Consider the following 18,602-nt stretch of genomic DNA (forward strand, 5'->3'; position numbering starts at 1 on the left):
GGCCCGGCGATGCGCCGCATCCTATGGAAGAGCGCACGCCACCGGTGTGCTGGTCAGCAGGTTTCTGGTCACCGGTGACATCGTGCTGGCGCGCTGGCTCGCTGCCGCGCAAGAAGATCACGGTACCGTCCGCTGGAACAGCCGGAAGCGCTCGCTGCGATCGCTGACGCGGCGGCCTTCCCACAGCAGCGTCCAGTCGCCGGGCGGGTCGCGCCGCACGCCGCGCGAGTAGTCCTGCCACAGCAGCAGCCGGCACTGCGGCTGGTCCATGCTGTTGAACGGCAGCTTGCCGAAATAGGCGAACGATGCGCGCTGGGCCGGGCCGGCATTGCTGGTCACGCAATCGGTATCGGCCGGCAGCACGGCCGCGGCCTGCCGTGCCACCGCGGCATAGCTCTTGTTGTAGTTGGTCAGCGGCAGGAACAGCGTCATCCACAGGATCCAGATCAGGATCACGCCACCCGACGACAGCACCACGGCGCGCCACAGCACCGATGGCCGGCGCGAGACGCGCCAGTGCACGAGCAGGAACCAGCCCAGCGTGGCGGCGCCCGCCACGACGAGCGCCAGCCAGTTCACTTCCGGTACGTAGCCGGGCACCAGCCGCAGCACGTTATGGGCCGGCTTCGGTGGCCAGCCCGTCAGCTGGGAATACCAGAACAGCCACAGCACGGCGGCGCCCAGGGTCAGCACCATGACCGAGAACCAGTCGATCGCATTGATCGCGCCGCGCTGCACCGTCAGCAGGCCGAACGCGGCCATGATCGCCAGCGGCGGGACCAGCATCAGCAGCTGCGCATGTTCCGGCGCCGGGTGCATCAGCAGCATGATGGTGGCGATCAGTACGAACGTGGTCGGCACCACGATGTGCAGCAGGTTGTTCTGCCGGCGCCACGCGTAGCCCGCCCACAGTGCGAACGGCCAGGCGGGCCAGAAGAACCACACGCCGTCGCGCAGAAGGATCTGCAGCGGGCGCAGGCTCGGCAGCGCCAGCTGGGCCATGTTCCATGTATTCCAGGCCGCCAGCGGCACCTGGCCATATGGCTGCGCGATCGCCGCCGCCACCAGCCAGGGCAGGGTGACGGCAACGGCCACGCCGAGCGAGGCCAGCAAGTGCGGCAGCGCCTTGCCGGCCGGAATCGCCAGGAAGCGCGTGCAGATGAACAGCGCCACCAGCAGGAAGGCGGGCGGCACCCAGCCGCGCGACAGCGTCATCAGGCCCAGCGCCATGCCGATCAGCGCGGCATTGCGCCAGCAGGGCTTTTCCATGTAGCGCACCGAGCGGTACAAGGTCAGGGCCAGCAGCGCCGTCAGCAGCGGTTCGGAGGTGGTTTCATGGCTGTGCTGCAGGAATCCCAGGCAGCCCAGGTAGATCAGCAGTGCCGCATCGGCCAGCGTGCGGCCGAAATCGTCGGGCTCGGGCTGGCCGCCGAACGCCAGCCGCAATGGCTGCGCCTCGGGCCGCCGGCCCAGGTTGAAGGTGGTGTACCACAGCGACAGCACGCCCAGCAGGAATACGCCGATGGTGGCGATGCGCGCGGCCAGCACGTCGCCGACGAAGCCGCCGAACAGCTTGATGCACAGCGCACCCAGCCAGAACATCAGCGGGCCTTCCTCCGGCATCGACATGCCGGCGATGTTCGGCCACAGCCAGTCCTGCCAGGTGCCATGCGCCATCGTCCACATGATGCCGAAGCTGGCGGCATCGTCGTTCTTCCACGGATCGCGGCCGATCACGCCCGGCAGGATATACAGCATGGCCAGGGCAAACAGGGCCCAGCGGGGCAGGGCAAGGACGGCGGAGGCGGGAAGGCGGACTGGCTTCATTCAATCGGTCGTGCTGACGTTGGAAACAGGAGTATCGGTGATAACAATAAAAAAAGGCAGCCGCAGCTGCCTTTTTTCGTGCCCGGAGGGATTAGCCCTGCGAGACGGCGGTCTTGGAACCGACCTTGCCGAACTTCTGGCGGAACTTTTCCACGCGACCGGCGGTGTCGACGATCTTGTGCTGGCCCGTGAAGAACGGGTGCGATTCCGACGAGACTTCGATCTTGACCAGCGGGTATTCTTTACCGTCGAGGGTGATCTTGTCGCGGGTGTTGATCGTGGAACGGGTCACGAACTTGAAGTCGCAGGACAGGTCGTGGAACACAACTTCGCGGTAATCCGGATGAATTTCGTTTTTCATGGTGCTTACTCTCAAAATTTGGTAGCCAAACGGCACTTCGTCGGTCCAACAGCTTCTTGACCCGATTGCCACTCACTTGCCAGGGTTAAAAACAGCCGGGGATTATACACCAACCGTTGCTGGATAAATGGGGACGTACCCCATTTTCCAGGCAATGTTTCCCCAAAAATGGGGACGGACCCCATTTTTCGGGAAACATTGCCAAAAAAAAAACCGGAGCGCCAGGCTCCGGTTCGGTGGCGGCTTTAACCGCCGCGCCGCATCATGTCGAAGAACTCGGTATTGGTCTTCGTGGCGCGCATCTTGTCGAGGATGAACTCCATCGCTTCGATCTCGTCCATCGAGTACAGCAGCTTGCGCAGGATCCAGATCTTCTGCAGCTCGTTCGGCTTGATCAGCAGTTCCTCGCGGCGCGTGCCGGATTTGTTCAGGTTGATCGCCGGGTAGACACGCTTCTCGGCCAGACGGCGCTCCAGGTGCACTTCCATGTTGCCGGTGCCCTTGAATTCCTCGTAGATCACGTCGTCCATGCGCGAGCCGGTTTCGATCAGCGCGGTGGCGATGATCGTCAGCGAGCCGCCTTCCTCGATATTGCGGGCGGCGCCGAAGAAGCGTTTCGGGCGCTGCAGCGCGTTGGCGTCCACACCGCCGGTCAGCACCTTGCCCGACGCCGGGATCACGGTGTTGTAGGCGCGGGCCAGGCGGGTGATCGAGTCCAGCAGGATGACCACATCCTTCTTCATCTCGACGAGGCGCTTGGCTTTTTCCATGACCATCTCGGCAACCTGCACGTGGCGGGTGGCCGGTTCGTCGAACGTGGAGGCGACGACTTCGCCGCGCACCGAGCGCTGCATTTCCGTCACTTCTTCCGGGCGTTCGTCGATCAGCAGCACGATCAGCGTCACGTCCGGGTGGTTCGCCGTGATCGCGTGCGCGATATGCTGCAGCATCACGGATTTACCGGATTTCGGCGACGCCACCAGCAGGCCGCGCTGGCCCTTGCCGATCGGCGCGATCAGGTCGACGATGCGGCCGGTGATGTTCTCGGCGCCGTTCATTTCGCGCTCGAGGCGCAGCGGCTCGTTCGGGTGCAGCGGCGTCAGGTTCTCAAACAGGATGCGGTGCTTCGAGGCTTCCGGCGATTCGCCGTTGACCTTGTCCACCTTGACCAGCGCAAAGTAGCGTTCGCCATCCTTCGGCGTGCGCACTTCACCTTCGATCGAGTCACCGGTATGCAGGTTGAAGCGCCGGATCTGCGACGGGGAGATATAGATGTCGTCGGTGGACGCCATGTAGCTGGCGTCCGGCGAGCGCAGGAAGCCGAAGCCGTCCGGCAGCACTTCCAGGGCGCCGTCGCCGAAGATCTGCTCGCCAGCCTTGGCGCGCTTCTTCAGGATCGCGAACATGAGCTCCTGCTTGCGCAGGCGGGCCGCATTGTCGATATCCAGACTGATGGCCATTTCCAGCAACGCCGAAACGTGCAAGGCCTTTAATTCAGATAGATGCATAGATGTTTGAGTGTCCCGTGACGGGAAAGTAGGGTAGGGGAGGGAACTGCGTGGACTAATAAATTATCGGGGGGCTGATGCCGCGAACCCGGCCATGCAGGTGGTGCTGCGGGCGCAGCACCACCTATATTACTCAAATATTGCTGTCGATGAAAGAGGTCAACTGGCCTTTTGCCATTGCGCCTACTTTCTGGGCAGCCGGCACGCCGTTTTTGAACAGGATCAGGGTAGGGATGCCGCGAATGCCGAACTTGCCCGGCACAGTCTGGTTCGCATCCACGTCCAGCTTGGCGATCGTCAGCTTGCCATCATATTCCTTGGCAACTTCTTCCAGGATCGGGGCGATGCTCTTGCATGGGCCGCACCATTCGGCCCAGAAGTCCACCAGCACGGGACGATCGGATTTCAGCACGTCGGCTTCGAACGACGCGTCGGTAATGTGTTTGATGTTTTCGCTCATGTTGTTTTCCCCTTTCGGGATCAGATTAAGGTCGCCTGGCGCCCGGCGCTTCTGCTCGGTACCACCAGCCCGTTACGGGGGAGATGGAGCCGTCGCGTAACAATTCAATGTCAGCCTCGTTACCGATCACGAATCGATGGCAGATCGATCAGGACCCGGATAATGAAGCTTGCAAGTGGGAATCAGGCGGGGATGGATCAAATAATAACCTATTTTCTGTCGCCGTGTAGCTGCGCGGGCCTGCCGGCGGCCACCTCGAGAAGGTCGGCCAGCGCGGTGCTCGACAGCGGCTTGCTGCAGGCGCCCAGGATCGTCAATCCCTGCGCCATCGCCAGCGTCCGGGCCGCGCGCAGGATGCCGCTGTCCATGCCCGACAGCAGGATCACGCTGCCATCGAAACCCTCGTGGGCCACGGTGCGCAGGAACTCGATGCCATCCATTTCGGGCAGCGACAGGTCGCACACCAGCAGGTCGGGCCGGAACGCGGGCAGCGCCTTCAGCGCGCGGCGGGCATCGGTTTCGGCGTGCACGTGGGAATAGCCCAGGGCGGCCAGCATGTCCTTCAGCATCTCCAGCGTGAAGGCGTCGTCGTCCAGTAGCAGGATGCGCAGCGCGTGGGTCATGTCGAATGGTCGCCAATGGTCGTGTGGTTCATGATGTGCTCCCTGATCTGGCCCAGCAGCGGGCGGAATTGCCCGATCAGCGCCCAGGCGCCCCGTTCGGCCGCCGGACCGGCCTGCGGCAGCGCTTCCATGCGCTCGCACAGGTCGCCCATGCCGATCGCGCCCACGGTGCGGGCGGCCGCCTTCAGGCGATGGCCCAGCTCGCGGATGCGCGCCACGTCGCCGGCGGCCAGCGCCTCGTCCAGTTCCGCCAGCCCCGCCTCGGCGGATTGCAGGAACTTCAGGGCGAAATTGCGGATCTTGTCCGGCTGGTGGCCCAGCACCTGGGCCAGCACGGAAAGGTCGATGACGGCGGGGTCGCCCATCAGCGCCCCATGCGGGCGCGCGGCGGCACCGTCGCCGCCATCGCCGCCGCCATCGCCATCGCTGCCATTCGCAAGGCGCTTCGGCAGCCAGGCCGCGACCGTGCGGACCAGCAGCGCTGGCTGGATGGGCTTGGCGATGAAGTCGTCCATGCCGGCCGCCAGGCAGCGCTCGCGTTCATCGCTGGTGGCGGTGGCCGTCATCGCCAGCACGCGCAGGCCGGCCAGGCGCGCATCGGCGCGGATCCGGCGCGTTGCCTCCAGCCCGTCCATGACCGGCATCTGCACATCCATCAGCACGCAGTCGAAGCTGGCACCCTCCAGTTGTTCCAGCGCTTCCGCGCCATTGCCCGCCAGCCGCACTGCGGCGCCGGCTTCTTCCAGCATTTCCAGGCCGATCTGCTGGTTGAAGGCATTGTCCTCCACCAGCAGGATGTGGGCGCCTTTCAGCGAAGCCGGTTCGGCGGCCGGTATCGGCGGGGGCGCGTCGGCGGGAGCCGCGGTACCGCCAATGACCAGACGAGCGGTAAACCAGAATGTGCTGCCCTCGCCGGGCACGCTCGACACGCCCACGTCGCCGCCCATCAGCTGCGCCAGCTCCTTGCAGATGGCCAGGCCGAGACCGGTGCCGCCATAGGCCCGGGTGGTCGACGTGTCGGCCTGCTCGAACGACTGGAACAGCCTGCCCATCTCCTGTTGCGTCATGCCGATGCCTTCGTCGCTGACCTCGAAACGCAGCACGCAGCCGTTGTCGCCCGCCGCCACGCGCCGCACGCGCAGGCCGATCGTGCCCTGCTCGCTGAACTTGATCGCGTTGTTGACGTAATTGATCAGCACCTGGCCCAGCCGCAGCGGGTCGCCACGCAGCGTTCGCGGTACATCGGGATCGATGGCAATGTCGAGGCGCAGCTCCTTCCCGGCCGCCTTCGGCGCCACCACCGTCGTCAGCGTTTCGATCACCTGGTCCAGCGGGAATTCCACCTGTTCGACCTCGAGCTTGCCGGCCTCGATCTTCGAGATGTCGAGAATGTCGTCGATGATGCCCAGCAGGTGCTCGCCGGCGAAGCGGATCTTTTCCAGGTAGTCGCGCTGCCGCGGATCGAGCTCGGTCTTCAGCGCCAGGTGCGCCATGCCGATCACGCCGTTCATCGGCGTGCGGATCTCATGGCTCATGTTGGCCAGGAAGTGGCCCTTGGCCTGGCTGGCTTCCTCGGCGATCTGCTTGGCCTGGTCGAGCTGCTCGGTACGTTGCGCCACCCGCTCCTCGAGGTGCTCGTTCAATTCGCGCAGCGCCTGTTCCTGCCGCTTTGCCTCGGTGATGTCGATCGACATGCAGATCAGGTATGCCGGCTCGCCATGCTCGTCGAACACGGGTTTCTTGAACGTACGCAGCGTGAGGTGCTGGCGCAGCACGGGATTGAACAGCGTTTCCTCGTAGTCGATCAGCTCGCCGCGCGCGAACGTCTCGCGGTCGCGCCGGGCAAATGCCGCCAGCTCCTTCGGCGAATGCAAATGCGCATAGGTGCCGTTGTGCAGGTCGGCCATCGTGTAGCCGAACTGGCGTTCGCAGGCGGGGTTCATCAACAGCAACCGCAGGTCCGGGCCCTTCAGGAACAGGCCGATCGGCATCATGCTGATGATTTCCTGCAGCCGCTGCTCGCCCTGCCGCAACGCGTCGACACTGTTCTTGCGCTCGGTGATGTCGGTCAGGCTGGCCACGGCCATCGTGGCCGCGCCCAGTTCGCCGCGCATCGGTTCGGCGTTTACGGACAGCCAGCAGATGGCGCCATTGCCACCGGTAACGCCCATCACCACGTCGCGCACCGAGCTGCCGCTGGCCAGCGCCTGGTGCACCGGGTGTTCGCCGGGACCGAACGGGCGGCCGTCCTCGTGCACGCCGGGCCACAGGCGCGCGCCGCTGGCGGCGGCCGCGCCCAGCATGCGGCCGGCCGCCGCGTTGCACTCGAGGATCACGCCTTCGCTGTTGAGCACCACCAGGCCGTTGGTCACGGCATTGAACACGGAGGCCATGCGCTGGCTCGAATTGCGCAGCGCCACCTCGGCCAGGCGCCGGTCCGTGATGTCGCTGATCATCGCCAGCGTGCCGGTGTATGCGCCGTCGTTGGCATGGATCTGCGTCGTCGACACCAGCCCCCACATCGACGAGCCATCCTTGCGGTAGAAGCGCGCATCGCCCTGTTCCGCCTCGCCGGGGCGGCGGCGCTGGTTCTGCCGCGTCAGCTGCGCCACGCTCTCCTCGTCCAGGAAGTCGCTCATGGGGCGGCCCAGCATCTCGTCCGGTTCGTAGCCCAGCATGCGCGCCATCGTCGGGTTGACGAACGACGTGCGATCGCCCGCCTCGAGCATCCAGATGCCTTCGGTGGCGGTCTGCACGATCAGCCGGTAGCGTTCCGAGCTGGCGTGCAGCGCCTGCTCGGAACGCTGGCGCTGGGTCATGTCGCGCACCGACACCACCGACAGGCCCTGGCCCGCCACCTCGATCGGCGCCAAGTGCACCATGGCGGGGAAGTGGGCGCCGTCGGCGCGCCGCGCCGTCAGCACGCGGCCCGGCAGGTTCGGGCGCGAGAACAGTTCGCGCGGCAGGCCAGGCGCGCTGCGCATCACTTCCGGCACCAGCAATTCCATCGACAGCCCGGCCATGTCGCCCGGCTGGTAGCCGAAGCAGGCGGCAGCGGCCCGGTTCACCTGCTTCACGCGGCCCGCGCGGTCGGCCACCAGGATTCCGCCGGGCATCGCTTCCAGCACGCCGGACAGCCGCTCCCGTTCGGCCACCGCGCGGTCGCTCACCGGCCCGATCGTGCCGCTGGCCAGCAAGGCATGCGCGCCGCTGCGCTCCGTCACCCGCCCGCGCAGCACGGTCCAGCGGAAACCGCCGTCGCGGCAGCGCATCCGGCACTCGTGCACCAGCAGCGTGTCGTCGACGGGATCGGAGCCGATGCGCGACATCTCGTGCACGAGGTGCATCCTGTCGTCCGGATGCACGTGCTGCAGCCACGCATCGCGGTCCGCCGGCGAGAACCCGCTCGCGCCATAGCCGAGCAATTCGCCGACGCGCGGCGACAGGCGCACCTCGTCGCTTTGCGGATGCCATTCCCACACACCCTCGCAGGCCGCATCGAGCGCGCGTTCGGCCCCTGGCGCCGGTGGCGCCACCGGCAGTGCCGGCTGCGGCTGCGGCTGCGGGCGGGCGCTGCGTACCCGCCAGATGGCGGCGGCCCCCAGCAATGCCGCCAGCATGCCCGTTGCAACGAGCGGCCAACGCGGGCGCGGCACCTGTTCGCTGTACAGGAATTCCTCCAGCGGCACGCTGCGCGGCAACATGCCCAGCGTGATGTAGGTATTGGCGATCGCCTTCCAGCGCGCCGGATTGCTGTAGCCGGGTTCGACCAGCGGCTGTTCCATCAGCTTCGCGGTCTGGCGCGCCTCGTGCATCAGGTGTTCCCGCGAAGCGCCCTGCGGATAGCGGGCGCGGATCAGGTCCACGATTTCCTCGGGATGCTCCATCGCGTAGCGCCAGCCGCGCAGCGTGGCTGCCCGCATCGCGCGCGCCCGCTCCGGATGTTCGCGCAGTTCGTCTTCGGTGGTGAACAGGTTGTCGCCGTAGAAGTCGATGCCGGCCGCGCGCGGCGACAGCACGTCGTAGCGCGCACCCGCGCGATCCAGCAGGTAAGGCACTTCGGTGATGTAGCCCGACATCGCATCGACCTTGCCTTCGACCAGGTCATCGACACGCCGGGTGTGCGGCAGCAGTTTCAGGTCGGCCGGCTTCACGCCCTGGCGCAGCAGGAAGGCTTGCAGTTCGTCGTCGCCGGGCGCGAGCATCATGCGCGCGTTGCGTAACGGCAGCGCCTCGCCGTCCGGCGTGCGGCGCACGAACAGTGCCGCGGCCGAGTGCTGGAAGATCGTTGCCAGCACCACGACCGGGTCGCCCGCGGCGCGGTGCAGCAGCAGGCTGCTGTTGCCGGTGCCGTACTGGGCCCGGCCGGACAGCACGCTGCGCACCGGATCGCCACCGGGCTGGCCGTCGAGGAGCGCCACGTCGAGCCCCTCGTCGCGGTAATAGCCCTTGTCTTGGGCAGCGTAGTAGCCGGCGAACTGGAACTGGTGGCGCCACTTCAGCTGCACGGCCACTTTTTCCAGCCCGAATGCGGGGCCGGAGGCGCACAGCAGCAGGGCCGCCTGCAGCAGGAGGCGGCGTGCGGGGCGGGCGGGATGGGACGGCAACGGCTTCCTTTCTACAAGGCGGCTCAGGCAGTGGAACGGGCGATCGTCAAGACAAGACTATACATCGGCGCACCCCAGCGGCGCACTCAGGCGTGCGCACCGGTCGCCACGCTGCCGGCGAACTGGTAGCGGTGGCCGGGGTGCCACATCGTGACGAGCGACGCCACCTTGCCCGCCGAGCGCGTGCGCCGGCGCAGCACGAGGCAGGGCTGGCGCGCATCCATGGCCAGCATGTCGGCAATGTCGCAGGGCGCGGCCAGCGCTTCCAGGCTGTAGGTGGCGGCCTGCAGGGGCGCCGCTGCCAGCAGGTATTCGCTGGGTGTCACGCGCGTGAAATCCTGCGCCAGGTAATCGGGCGCCACCTCCGGGTTGACCCAGCGGTCCTCCACCTGGATCGGCACGCCGTTCTCGAAATGAACGATGATCGAATGAAACAGGATATGCCCGGCGGTCACCTCGAACCCCTTGGCCAGCAATTCATGGGCGCTCGCCTGGTCGAGCCGCTGCAGCGTGCTGCGGTGCGTATGGCCGCGTGCGCGGATCTCGTCGGCGATGCTGCGGATTTCCAGCAGCGTGGCCTGCACCTTCTGCGGTGCCACGAAGGTGCCCGAGCCCTGGCGGCGCGTCAGCACGGCTTCGGCCGTCAGCTCGCGCACGGCGCGGTTGACGGTCATGCGCGACACGCCGAACTGCTTCACCAAAGCCTGTTCGGAAGGGATCACGTCGCCTTCCTTCCAGTGTCCGGCGGCGATCTGCGCCACCAGGAAATCCTTGATCCGCTGGAAAATGGGCGTGCCTGCTGCATCGTGCGGTGCTTCCAAACCCTGCCTCCTCTGCTGCGCCATGGGTCGCGGCATTCTAGGTCCTTAGTGAAGCCCAAGGCAAGGAATTCAAAAGCAAGGGCCGGGGTGCCGGCGCAACGGGCATTGCCTACGATGGCGGCATACAATGCACACTGGAGCAGGCCATGGACAACACTCTCGATCCCACCTTCAAGGATGCCGGCCGGCGCGCCGGCGAAACGGCGTACGACGGCGACGATGCGCGCTGGGCCGCCGTGCAGCGGCGCGACCCGTCCGCCGACGGCCGGTTCTTCTATTCTGTGCGCACCACCGGCGTGTATTGCCGGCCGTCGTGCGGCGCACGGCCGGCGCTGCGGGCGAACGTCGCTTTCCATGCCAGTGTCCTCGAAGCGGAGCGGGCCGGCTTCCGACCCTGCCTGCGCTGCAAGCCCGACGGCCCGCCGCTGGCCGAACGCCACGCCGCGCTGGTGGCCGAGGTGTGCCGGCTGATCGACGAGGCGGAGGAGGAGCCCGACCTGGCCACGCTGGCCGCGGCGAGCGGCATCAGCCGTTTCCACCTGCACCGCATCTTCAAGGCGCAGACCGGCATCACGCCGAAAGCCTATGCGGCAGCACGGCGCAAGGAACGTGTCCACGCGGGTCTTGCGCAACAGCCGTCGGTGACGGAAGCGATCTACGCCGCCGGCTACAACTCGAGCGGCCGTTTCTATGCCACGTCGCGCGCCTCGCTGGGCATGACACCCACGGCATTCCGCCGCGGCGGCCGCGGCGCCACGATCCGCTTCGCCATTGCCCAATGTTCGCTGGGCGCAATCCTCGTGGCCAGCACCGATGTCGGCATTTGCGCGATCCTGATGGGCGACGATCCCGGCGCGCTGGCGCGCGACCTGCAGGACCGCTTCCCGAACGCCGAACTGGTGGGCGCCGAGCGTGACTACGAAACCGTGGTGGCGCAGGTGATCGGCCTGGTCGAGGCGCCGGAAACGGGGCTCGACCTGCCGCTGGACGTGCGCGGCACGGCATTCCAGCAGCGCGTGTGGCAGGCGCTGCGCACCATCCCTGCCGGCCGCAGGGTCAGCTACACGGAGCTGGCTGCGATGGTCGGGTCGCCGAAAAGCGTGCGTGCCGTGGCCGGTGCCTGTGCCGCGAATGCGATCGCGGTGGCGATTCCCTGCCACCGCGTGGTGCGCAACGACGGCACGGTTTCCGGCTACCGCTGGGGTGTCGAGCGCAAGGAAGCGCTGCTGCAAAGGGAGACCGCGCGCGAGGGCGGTCAATGAACGCCGACTGGCGGCGCGTCGAGGAGGAACTGAATGCCTTCGGCTGCGCCCGCGTATCCGGCCTGCTGGCCCCACTGGACTGCGCGCTTCTGGCGGGTGCCTACGATGACGCCACCCTGTTCCGCAGCCGCATCGTGATGGCGCGGCACGGCTTCGGTCGTGGCGAGTACCAGTATTTCCGTTACCCGTTGCCCGATCCCGTGCAGCGGCTGCGGGAAGCGATGTACGGCCCGCTGGCCGGGATCGCGAACCGCTGGCATGCGGCGCTCGGCATCGACGAACGCTTTCCGCCGCGGCATGCCGATTACCTGGCCCGCTGCCATGCCGCCGGCCAGGAACGCCCCACGCCGCTGCTGCTGCGCTACGGGGAGGGCGACTACAACTGCCTGCACCAGGATGTCTATGGCGCTCACGTATTCCCGCTGCAGGCCGTGTTCCTGCTGTCGCGGCCCGGCACCGATTTCAGCGGCGGCGAATTCGTGCTGACGGAGCAGCGGCCGCGCATGCAGTCGCGCGCCGAGGTGGTGCCGCTGGAACAGGGCGACTGCGTGATCTTCCCCGTGCACCACCGGCCCGTGAGCGGCACGCGGGGCGTCTATCGCGTCAACATGCGGCATGGGGTGTCGCGGCTGCGCGGCGGGCAGCGGCATACGCTGGGCATTATTTTTCACGACGCGACGTAGCGCTTTTTCGCTACACTCGATGCCTTTCGTACCCGAAAGGATCCCCATGCGCCTGCTGCCCCTCGTCGCACTTGTCTCCACCGCTGTTGTCCTGGCCGCCCAAGCCCACGCCGCCCCCGGCACCGTGATCGACAACGCAAACGGCTATACGCTGGCTGCCGGCGACCGGCTGGTGCGCTTCCAGTCGCTCGCCTTCGATGCGAACGGCCGCATCGTTGCCGTCGGCACGGCGCGCGACGTGGCGGCGAAGGCGCCGGGCTTCACCCACGTCGACGTGCAGGGCAGGACGGTGCTGCCCGGCCTGATCGACGCGCACGGCCACGTGTTCGGCCTGGGCGAGATCGCCACGGGCGCGGAACTGTACAGTTCCCGAAGCCTCGAGGGCGCCGTGAAGACGATCGCCGGCTTCGCCCGTGCCAATCCGCAGCGCGGCTGGGTGATCGGCAATGGCTGGAACCAGGAAACGTGGAAGCTGGGCCGCTTCCCGACCGCGCGTGAGCTCGACATGGCGGTGGCGGACCGCCCCGCGCTGATGCGCCGCGTCGATGGCCACGCCGTGTGGGTCAACAGCCGCGCGCTGGCGCTGGCCGGCATCACGAAGGAAACCAAAGACCCCGCAGGCGGCAGGATCGAGCGCGATGCGGACGGCGATGCGACCGGCATTCTCGTCGATGCGGCGATGGACCTCGTCAACAAGGTGGTGCCGCGGCCCACCGAGACCGAGTCGCGCGCCGCCCTCGATGGCGCGCTGGCGATGCTGAAAGGCGTGGGACTGACGAGCGTGCACGATGCCGGCATCGGTATCGGCGCGGACAAGCTGTACCGCGCCTATGCCGATGCCGGCAAGCTGACCACCCGCGTGTACGCGATGATCGGCGATACGGCGGAAGACTTCGACCGGCTGGCGGCGAACGGCCCGCTCAAGAGCTACGCCAACGATGTCTACGCGCTGTCGTCCGTGAAGCTGTTCGCCGACGGCGCGCTGGGCAGCCGTGGCGCCGCGCTGATCAAGCCCTACAGCGACGCGCCGCACACGCACGGCCTGCTGTTCTACGACGACGCGGCGATGCGCGCCAGGATGGCGAAGGCGATGAAGGCCGGGTACCAGGTCAACGTGCACGCGATCGGCGACGCCGGCAACCGCCAGATCCTGGATGGCTACGCGACGCTGCTGAAGCAGTATCCGGCTGCCGGCCTGCGCCACCGGATCGAGCATGCGCAGGTGGTGGCCCCGGCCGACATCCCGCGCTTCGCCGAACTGGGCATCATTCCGTCGATGCAGCCCACGCATGCCACGTCCGACCACAATATGGCCGAGCAGCGCGTGGGCAAGGAGCGCATCCGCGGTGCCTATGCGTGGCGCACGTTCCTGAAGCAGGGTTCGCGCATCGCCTGCGGGTCCGATTTCCCGATCGAGTCGCCCAATCCCTTCGAGGGCATGCATGCCGCCGTCACGCGGCAGGACATGCGGGACCAGCCCCCGCAAGGCTGGCACCGGGATCAGGCCATGACGGTGAAGGAGGCGCTGCGCTGCTTCACGCTGGATGCGGCGTACGCGGCACGGCAGGAAAACGTGCTCGGTTCGCTGGAGCCGGGCAAGTGGGCCGACTTCATCGTCACCGACCGCGACCTGTTCACGGTACCGCCGGCCGAGATCGGCCGGATCGGCGTGCTGGAAACGTGGGTGGGCGGCAGGCAGGTGTTCAAGCGATAGCGGCGATGCCGTCCAGTTCCGCCACCGCGTCCGCCGGCAGCGACAGCGATGCGGCGGCGAGGTTCTGCCGCAAATGGACCACGGACGACGTGCCGGGAATCACGAGGATGTTCGGCGAACGCTGCAACAGCCACGCGATCGCCACCGCCATCGGGGTCGCATCGAGGCGCGCGGCCACCCGCGACAGCGTGTCCGACTGCAGCGGGGAAAAACCGCCGAGCGGGAAGAAGGGCACGTAGGCGATGCCGTCGGCGGCCAGCCCGTCGATCAGCGCGTCGTCGCCGCGGTGCACCAGGTTGTAGTGGTTCTGCACACAGGCGATCGGCACCATGCGCCGCGCCTCGCGTACCTGGGCAGCGGTCACGTTGCTCAGGCCGATATGGCGCACCAGGCCCTGCTCGCGCAGGCTGGCCAGCACGGCCAGCGGTTCTTCCAGCGATCCTTCGGCCGGACCATGGACGCTGAACATGGCGCGCAGGTTGACCACGTCCAGCGATGCCAGGCCCAGGTTGCGCAGGTTGTCGTGGACCGCCGCCGTCAGCTCTTCCCGTGAAAATGCCGGCAGCCAGTTGCCCTGGCCGTCGCGGCGCGCGCAGATCTTCGTCACGATGGTGAGGTTGTCCTGGTAGGGATGCAGGGCCTCGCGAATGAGCTGGTTGGTGACATGCGGCCCGTAGAAATCCGACGTGTCGATATGATCGACGCCGCCCGCCACCGCGGCACGCAGCACGGCGCGTGCCGCTTCGGGATCCTTCGGCGGGCCGAACACGCCGGGGCCGGCCAGTTGCATGGCGCCGTAGCCGAGTCGCTTGACCGCGCGGTCGCCCAGTTGCCAGGTTTGCGTGGTGTGCGTGAAGTTCGACATGCCGTTCTCCTTGGTGAGTGATGAAGCAAGGATACGAGCGCATTCAGTGCACGACAATCCGGTAAAGTGTGCATGGGTTGTGCGAAAAAACGAACAATGGAGGGGGCAATGAAGGTCGATCTCGGCGATTTGAACGCCTTCGTCACGGTGGCACGAGCGGGCGGGTTCCGCGATGCGGCACGGGTGGCAGGTGTCAGTGCGTCCGGGCTGAGCGAGGCAGTGCGGCGACTGGAGGCGCGGCTCGGCGTGCGCCTCCTGAACCGCAGCACCCGCAGCGTGGTGCCCACCGAGGCGGGCCGCGGCCTGCTCGACCGGCTGGCCCCGGCGCTGAACGAAGTGCAGTCCGCGCTCGACGTGGTCAACGCGTTCCGCGACCGGCCCACGGGCACGCTGCGCCTGAACGTGCCGCAGGCTGCGGCGCGCCTGGTGCTGCCGGCCATCGTGCCGCGCTTCCTGGCCGCCTATCCGGACATCGTGGTCGATGTCGCCGTCGAGGACAGCTTCGTCGACATGCTGGCCGCCGGCTTCGATGCCGGTATCCGCTACGAGGAGCGGCTGGAGCAGGACATGATCGCGGTGCCCATCGGCCCGCGCCTGCAGCGCTTCGCCGCCGCCGCGTCGCCGGCCTATCTCGAGCGCCATGGCCACCCCGGCCACCCCGGCGAACTGCTCCGGCATGCCTGCCTGGCCGGGTATTTCGCCGCCGGCGCCACCGTGCAATGGGAGTTCGCCCGCGACGGCGAAACGGTGCGTGTCGACCCGCAGGGGCCGCTGCGCGTGCGCCTGGGTGCGGGCGCCGACCTTGCCGTCGCATCGGCCGTGGCCGGCGCCGGCATCGTCTACCTGTTCGAGGACTGGCTGAAGCCCTATTTCGCGCGCGGCGAACTGGTGCCGGTGCTGGAACCGTGGTGGCCGAGCTTTTCCGGGCCTTTCCTGTATTACCCCGGCCGGCGCCTCGTGCCCGCGCCGCTGCGGGCGTTCATCGATTTCATCCGGGATGCCCGGGAGTAGCCATAAAAACAAGGCGCTGTCACCCGAGCCTGTGGGCTGAACTGAACCATTCGCCAAGACCGCTGTCTCAACAGTACTGACGACGGAGGCGGCGATGCATGACGGACTGTTCGATAACTTGCTGGAGCGGCTGCGCGGGCAAGTCGCTCAATGTTCAAGCGCGCAACTGGCGGCGTTGCGCGCTTTGCTCGGGTCGGCCTCGTCGCTGACGACCTGCCTCGAGCTGATCGAACGATTCGGGCGACCCTGCCATACATGCCCACATTGCGCGGCGACACGTATCCATCGTCACGGCTTCTCTTATGGCCTGCAACGCTATCGCTGCCTGGCTTGCGGCCGAACCTTCAATGCCTTGACCGGCACACCGCTCGCTTTCCTGCGCCTGCGTCACAAATGGCTGCCGTTCCTGGAGACAGTGCTCGATTCGCGGACGGTGCGCGCCGCCGCCGAAAAAACCGGCATCCATCGCAACACCAGCTTTCGCTGGCGCCATCGCTTCATGGCCGGAGCCAAGCACGATCGCCCGTCGCAGTTGCAAGGGATCGTCGAGGCGGACGAGACTTATCTGCTGGAATCGCAAAAAGGCAGCAGGCACCTGGACAGGCCGGCGCGCAGGCGTGGCGGCAAGGCCAGCCGGCGCGGCATTTCGAGGGAACTCGATTGCATCCTCGTGGCCCGCGACCGTGATGGCAAGACGAGGGATTTCGTTTGCGGCCGTGGTCCGGTCACGGCGCGCCAGCTGGCGCATCACCTGCCGCCGGTACTGGCCGCGGACGTGCTGCTGGTATCGGACAGCGCCGCTGCCTACCGGACATTTGCACGCCGTACCGGCATCCTGCACGAAGCTGTCAACTTGAACGCAGGGGTGCGCACGCGCGGCGCGATCCACCTGCAGCATGTGAACGGGTACCACAGCCGCTTCCATGGCTGGCTGGCGCGTTTCAACGGGGTGGCGAGCAGGTATCTATCGAACTACCTGGGCTGGCGTCATGGCCTCGATGGGCAGCGCTGGAAAACGCCGGCAGATTGCTTGATTGCAGCACTGTGCGGCAGCATTAACTGATGGCTTGGCGAAACTTCCACAGGTTCGGCTGACAGCGCCAAAAACAATTTGACCAGGTTGTATAGACAACCTATGCTGTGAGGATCAGCCACCTCCCGAGGAGACGCCATGAGCGACCCGCGCTTCGATCCCACCCGCGACATCCGCGCCCCGCGCGGCCCTGGCATGACCTGCAAGACCTGGGGCGCCGAGGCGGCCTACCGCATGATCCAGAATAACCTCGACAAGGAAGTGGCCGAGAACCCGCAGGCGCTCGTTGTCTATGGCGGCATCGGCCGTGCGGCACGCAACTGGGAATGCTTCGATGCGATCCTGGCTGCCCTGAAAGACCTGGGCGAGGAAGAAACGCTGCTGGTCCAGTCCGGCAAGCCCGTCGGTGTGTTCCGCACCCATGCCGACGCGCCGCGCGTGCTGATCGCCAATTCGAACCTCGTGCCGAAATGGGCGAACTGGGAGCACTTCAACGAACTCGATCGCCAGGGCCTGTTCATGTATGGCCAGATGACGGCCGGCAGCTGGATCTATATCGGCACGCAGGGCATCGTGCAGGGCACATACGAAACGTTCGCCGAGGCGGGCCGCCAGCACTTCGGCGGCGACCTGAAGGGCCGGTGGGTCCTGACCGCCGGCCTGGGCGGCATGGGCGGTGCGCAGCCGCTGGCCGCCACGATGGCCGGCGCCGTGTCGCTCACCGTCGAGTGTCAGCAGGCCAGCATCGATTTCCGTCTGCGCACCCGCTACCTGGACAGGCAGGCCGCCTCCATCGACGAAGCGCTGGCCCTGGTGCGGCAGCACAAGGAGAAGGGCGAGGCGATCTCGATCGGCCTGCTCGGCAACGCCGCCGACGTGCTGCCCGAACTGGCACGGCGCGCCCGCGAAGGCGGCATGGTGCCCGACCTCGTCACCGACCAGACCTCCGCGCATGACCTGATCAACGGCTACCTGCCGCAGGGCTGGAGCGTGGCCGACTGGCAGGCGGCGCGCGCCGAACCGGCGCGGCACGCCGAACTGAAAGCCGCCGCCGCCGCATCGTGCGCCGTGCATGTGGCGGCGATGCTGGACTTCCAGGCGCTGGGCGCGCAAGTGGTCGACTACGGCAACAATATCCGCCAGGTGGCGTTCGACGAAGGCGTGCGGAACGCGTTCGACTTCCCCGGCTTCGTGCCCGCCTATATCCGGCCGCAGTTCTGCGAAGGCCGCGGGCCGTTCCGCTGGGTGGCGCTGTCCGGCGATCCCGAAGACATTTATAAAACCGATGCAAAGATCAAGGAGCTGTTCCCGCACCACGCCAATGTGCACCGCTGGCTGGACATGGCGCGCGAACGCATCGCGTTCCAGGGCTTGCCGGCGCGGATCTGCTGGCTGGGCCTGGGCGAGCGCCATGTCGCCGGCCTGGCCTTCAACGAGATGGTGAAAAAAGGCGAACTGAAGGCACCCATCGTGATCGGCCGCGACCACCTCGACACGGGTTCCGTCGCCAGCCCGAACCGCGAAACGGAAAGCATGAAGGATGGCAGCGATGCCGTGTCCGACTGGCCGCTGCTCAACGCGCTGCTGAACACGGCCGGTGGCGCCACGTGGGTGTCGCTGCACCATGGCGGCGGCGTGGGCATGGGATACTCGCAGCATGCCGGCGTCGTCATCGTGGCCGACGGCACCGAAGCGGCGGCGCGGCGGCTGGCCCGCGTGCTCGTCAACGACAGCGGCTCGGGCGTGATGCGCCATGCCGATGCCGGCTATGAAACCGCCATCGACTGCGCGCGGCGCAATGGCCTGAACCTGCCGATGGTGAAGTAA

The 18,602-nt window shown here is 67.0% G+C and carries 14 protein-coding genes; 6 read left to right on the top strand and 8 right to left on the bottom strand.

All coding sequences use genetic code 11. The features are described 5' to 3' along the window. Positions 1-117 precede the first annotated feature (117 nt). The 7 genes from ACY65G_RS14460 to hutC all read right to left on the bottom strand — a co-directional run bounded on the left by ACY65G_RS14460 (position 118) and on the right by hutC (position 10,231). Positions 118-1,827 (bottom strand): ArnT family glycosyltransferase, encoded by a 1,710-nt coding sequence (locus ACY65G_RS14460; RefSeq protein WP_464997344.1) that lies wholly within the window; start codon positions 1,825-1,827, stop codon positions 118-120. Between the two features lie 91 nt (positions 1,828-1,918). After that, on the bottom strand, positions 1,919-2,188 hold the full coding sequence (locus tag ACY65G_RS14465; RefSeq protein ID WP_130187462.1) for a type B 50S ribosomal protein L31: 270 nt from the start codon (positions 2,186-2,188) through the stop codon (positions 1,919-1,921). Between the two features lie 245 nt (positions 2,189-2,433). Beyond that, the gene (rho, locus tag ACY65G_RS14470; RefSeq protein WP_137314774.1) at positions 2,434-3,696 is read right to left on the bottom strand and encodes a transcription termination factor Rho; all 1,263 of its coding nucleotides are present in this window, start codon (positions 3,694-3,696) and stop codon (positions 2,434-2,436) included. A gap of 133 nt (positions 3,697-3,829) precedes the next feature. Continuing rightward, entirely contained in the window at positions 3,830-4,156 is a 327-nt protein-coding gene (trxA, locus tag ACY65G_RS14475; RefSeq protein ID WP_107140476.1) for a thioredoxin TrxA, read from the bottom strand. A 209-nt stretch (positions 4,157-4,365) separates the two neighbouring features. Next, complete coding sequence (locus tag ACY65G_RS14480; protein WP_464997345.1) at positions 4,366-4,779, bottom strand: response regulator; 414 nt, start codon at positions 4,777-4,779, stop codon at positions 4,366-4,368. Further along, positions 4,776-9,386 (bottom strand): PAS domain S-box protein, encoded by a 4,611-nt coding sequence (locus tag ACY65G_RS14485; RefSeq protein ID WP_464997346.1) that lies wholly within the window; start codon positions 9,384-9,386, stop codon positions 4,776-4,778. The genes ACY65G_RS14480 and ACY65G_RS14485 overlap by 4 nt, the downstream gene beginning before the upstream one ends. Positions 9,387-9,472: 86 nt before the next feature. After that, on the bottom strand, positions 9,473-10,231 hold the full coding sequence (gene hutC / locus ACY65G_RS14490) for a histidine utilization repressor (RefSeq protein WP_464997601.1): 759 nt from the start codon (positions 10,229-10,231) through the stop codon (positions 9,473-9,475). Positions 10,232-10,353: 122 nt separating this feature from the next. On the opposite strand from hutC, the gene ada reads away from it, so the two are divergent. From ada to ACY65G_RS14505, 3 genes are read left to right on the top strand one after another with little or no spacing between them, the layout of a single operon-like run. Beyond that, the gene (gene ada / locus ACY65G_RS14495; protein WP_464997347.1) at positions 10,354-11,469 is read left to right on the top strand and encodes a bifunctional DNA-binding transcriptional regulator/O6-methylguanine-DNA methyltransferase Ada; all 1,116 of its coding nucleotides are present in this window, start codon (positions 10,354-10,356) and stop codon (positions 11,467-11,469) included. Further along, positions 11,466-12,152: a 2OG-Fe(II) oxygenase gene (locus ACY65G_RS14500; protein ID WP_464997348.1), complete on the top strand. Its 687-nt coding sequence runs from the start codon at positions 11,466-11,468 to the stop codon at positions 12,150-12,152. The genes ada and ACY65G_RS14500 overlap by 4 nt, the downstream gene beginning before the upstream one ends. Positions 12,153-12,198: 46 nt before the next feature. Beyond that, positions 12,199-13,866 (top strand): amidohydrolase, encoded by a 1,668-nt coding sequence (locus ACY65G_RS14505; RefSeq protein ID WP_464997349.1) that lies wholly within the window; start codon positions 12,199-12,201, stop codon positions 13,864-13,866. Here ACY65G_RS14505 and ACY65G_RS14510 read toward each other — a convergent pair. After that, positions 13,856-14,731: an aldo/keto reductase family oxidoreductase gene (locus tag ACY65G_RS14510; RefSeq protein ID WP_464997350.1), complete on the bottom strand. Its 876-nt coding sequence runs from the start codon at positions 14,729-14,731 to the stop codon at positions 13,856-13,858. The genes ACY65G_RS14505 and ACY65G_RS14510 overlap by 11 nt on opposite strands. Positions 14,732-14,839: 108 nt before the next feature. Between ACY65G_RS14510 and ACY65G_RS14515 the strand changes: the two genes are divergently transcribed. The 3 genes from ACY65G_RS14515 (at position 14,840) to hutU (ending at position 18,602) form a co-directional block, all read left to right on the top strand. Then, a complete protein-coding gene (locus ACY65G_RS14515) occupies positions 14,840-15,742 on the top strand; it encodes a LysR family transcriptional regulator (protein WP_464997351.1) in 903 nt (300 codons plus the stop codon). Positions 15,743-15,836: 94 nt separating this feature from the next. After that, positions 15,837-16,805 (top strand): IS1595 family transposase, encoded by a 969-nt coding sequence (locus ACY65G_RS14520; protein ID WP_464998033.1) that lies wholly within the window; start codon positions 15,837-15,839, stop codon positions 16,803-16,805. A 108-nt stretch (positions 16,806-16,913) separates the two neighbouring features. Then, positions 16,914-18,602, top strand: a complete 1,689-nt coding sequence (hutU, locus tag ACY65G_RS14525; RefSeq protein WP_464998034.1) for a urocanate hydratase — start codon at positions 16,914-16,916, stop codon at positions 18,600-18,602.

Source organism: Pseudoduganella sp. jia 12 (genome assembly GCF_055502675.1).

Excerpts from the sequence above, each read along its gene's own strand:
- ACY65G_RS14460 (WP_464997344.1), bottom strand. The coding sequence starts at position 1,827 with ATGAAGCCAGTCCGCCTTCCCGCCTCCGCCGTCCTTGCCCTGCCCCGC.
- ACY65G_RS14465 (WP_130187462.1), bottom strand. The coding sequence starts at position 2,188 with ATGAAAAACGAAATTCATCCGGATTACCGCGAAGTTGTGTTCCACGAC.
- rho (WP_137314774.1), bottom strand. The coding sequence starts at position 3,696 with ATGCATCTATCTGAATTAAAGGCCTTGCACGTTTCGGCGTTGCTGGAA.
- trxA (WP_107140476.1), bottom strand. The coding sequence starts at position 4,156 with ATGAGCGAAAACATCAAACACATTACCGACGCGTCGTTCGAAGCCGAC.
- ACY65G_RS14480 (WP_464997345.1), bottom strand. The coding sequence starts at position 4,779 with ATGACCCACGCGCTGCGCATCCTGCTACTGGACGACGACGCCTTCACG.
- hutC (WP_464997601.1), bottom strand. The coding sequence starts at position 10,231 with ATGGCGCAGCAGAGGAGGCAGGGTTTGGAAGCACCGCACGATGCAGCA.
- ada (WP_464997347.1), top strand. The coding sequence starts at position 10,354 with ATGGACAACACTCTCGATCCCACCTTCAAGGATGCCGGCCGGCGCGCC.
- ACY65G_RS14500 (WP_464997348.1), top strand. The coding sequence starts at position 11,466 with ATGAACGCCGACTGGCGGCGCGTCGAGGAGGAACTGAATGCCTTCGGC.
- ACY65G_RS14505 (WP_464997349.1), top strand. The coding sequence starts at position 12,199 with ATGCGCCTGCTGCCCCTCGTCGCACTTGTCTCCACCGCTGTTGTCCTG.
- ACY65G_RS14510 (WP_464997350.1), bottom strand. The coding sequence starts at position 14,731 with ATGTCGAACTTCACGCACACCACGCAAACCTGGCAACTGGGCGACCGC.
- ACY65G_RS14515 (WP_464997351.1), top strand. The coding sequence starts at position 14,840 with ATGAAGGTCGATCTCGGCGATTTGAACGCCTTCGTCACGGTGGCACGA.
- ACY65G_RS14520 (WP_464998033.1), top strand. The coding sequence starts at position 15,837 with ATGCATGACGGACTGTTCGATAACTTGCTGGAGCGGCTGCGCGGGCAA.
- hutU (WP_464998034.1), top strand. The coding sequence starts at position 16,914 with ATGAGCGACCCGCGCTTCGATCCCACCCGCGACATCCGCGCCCCGCGC.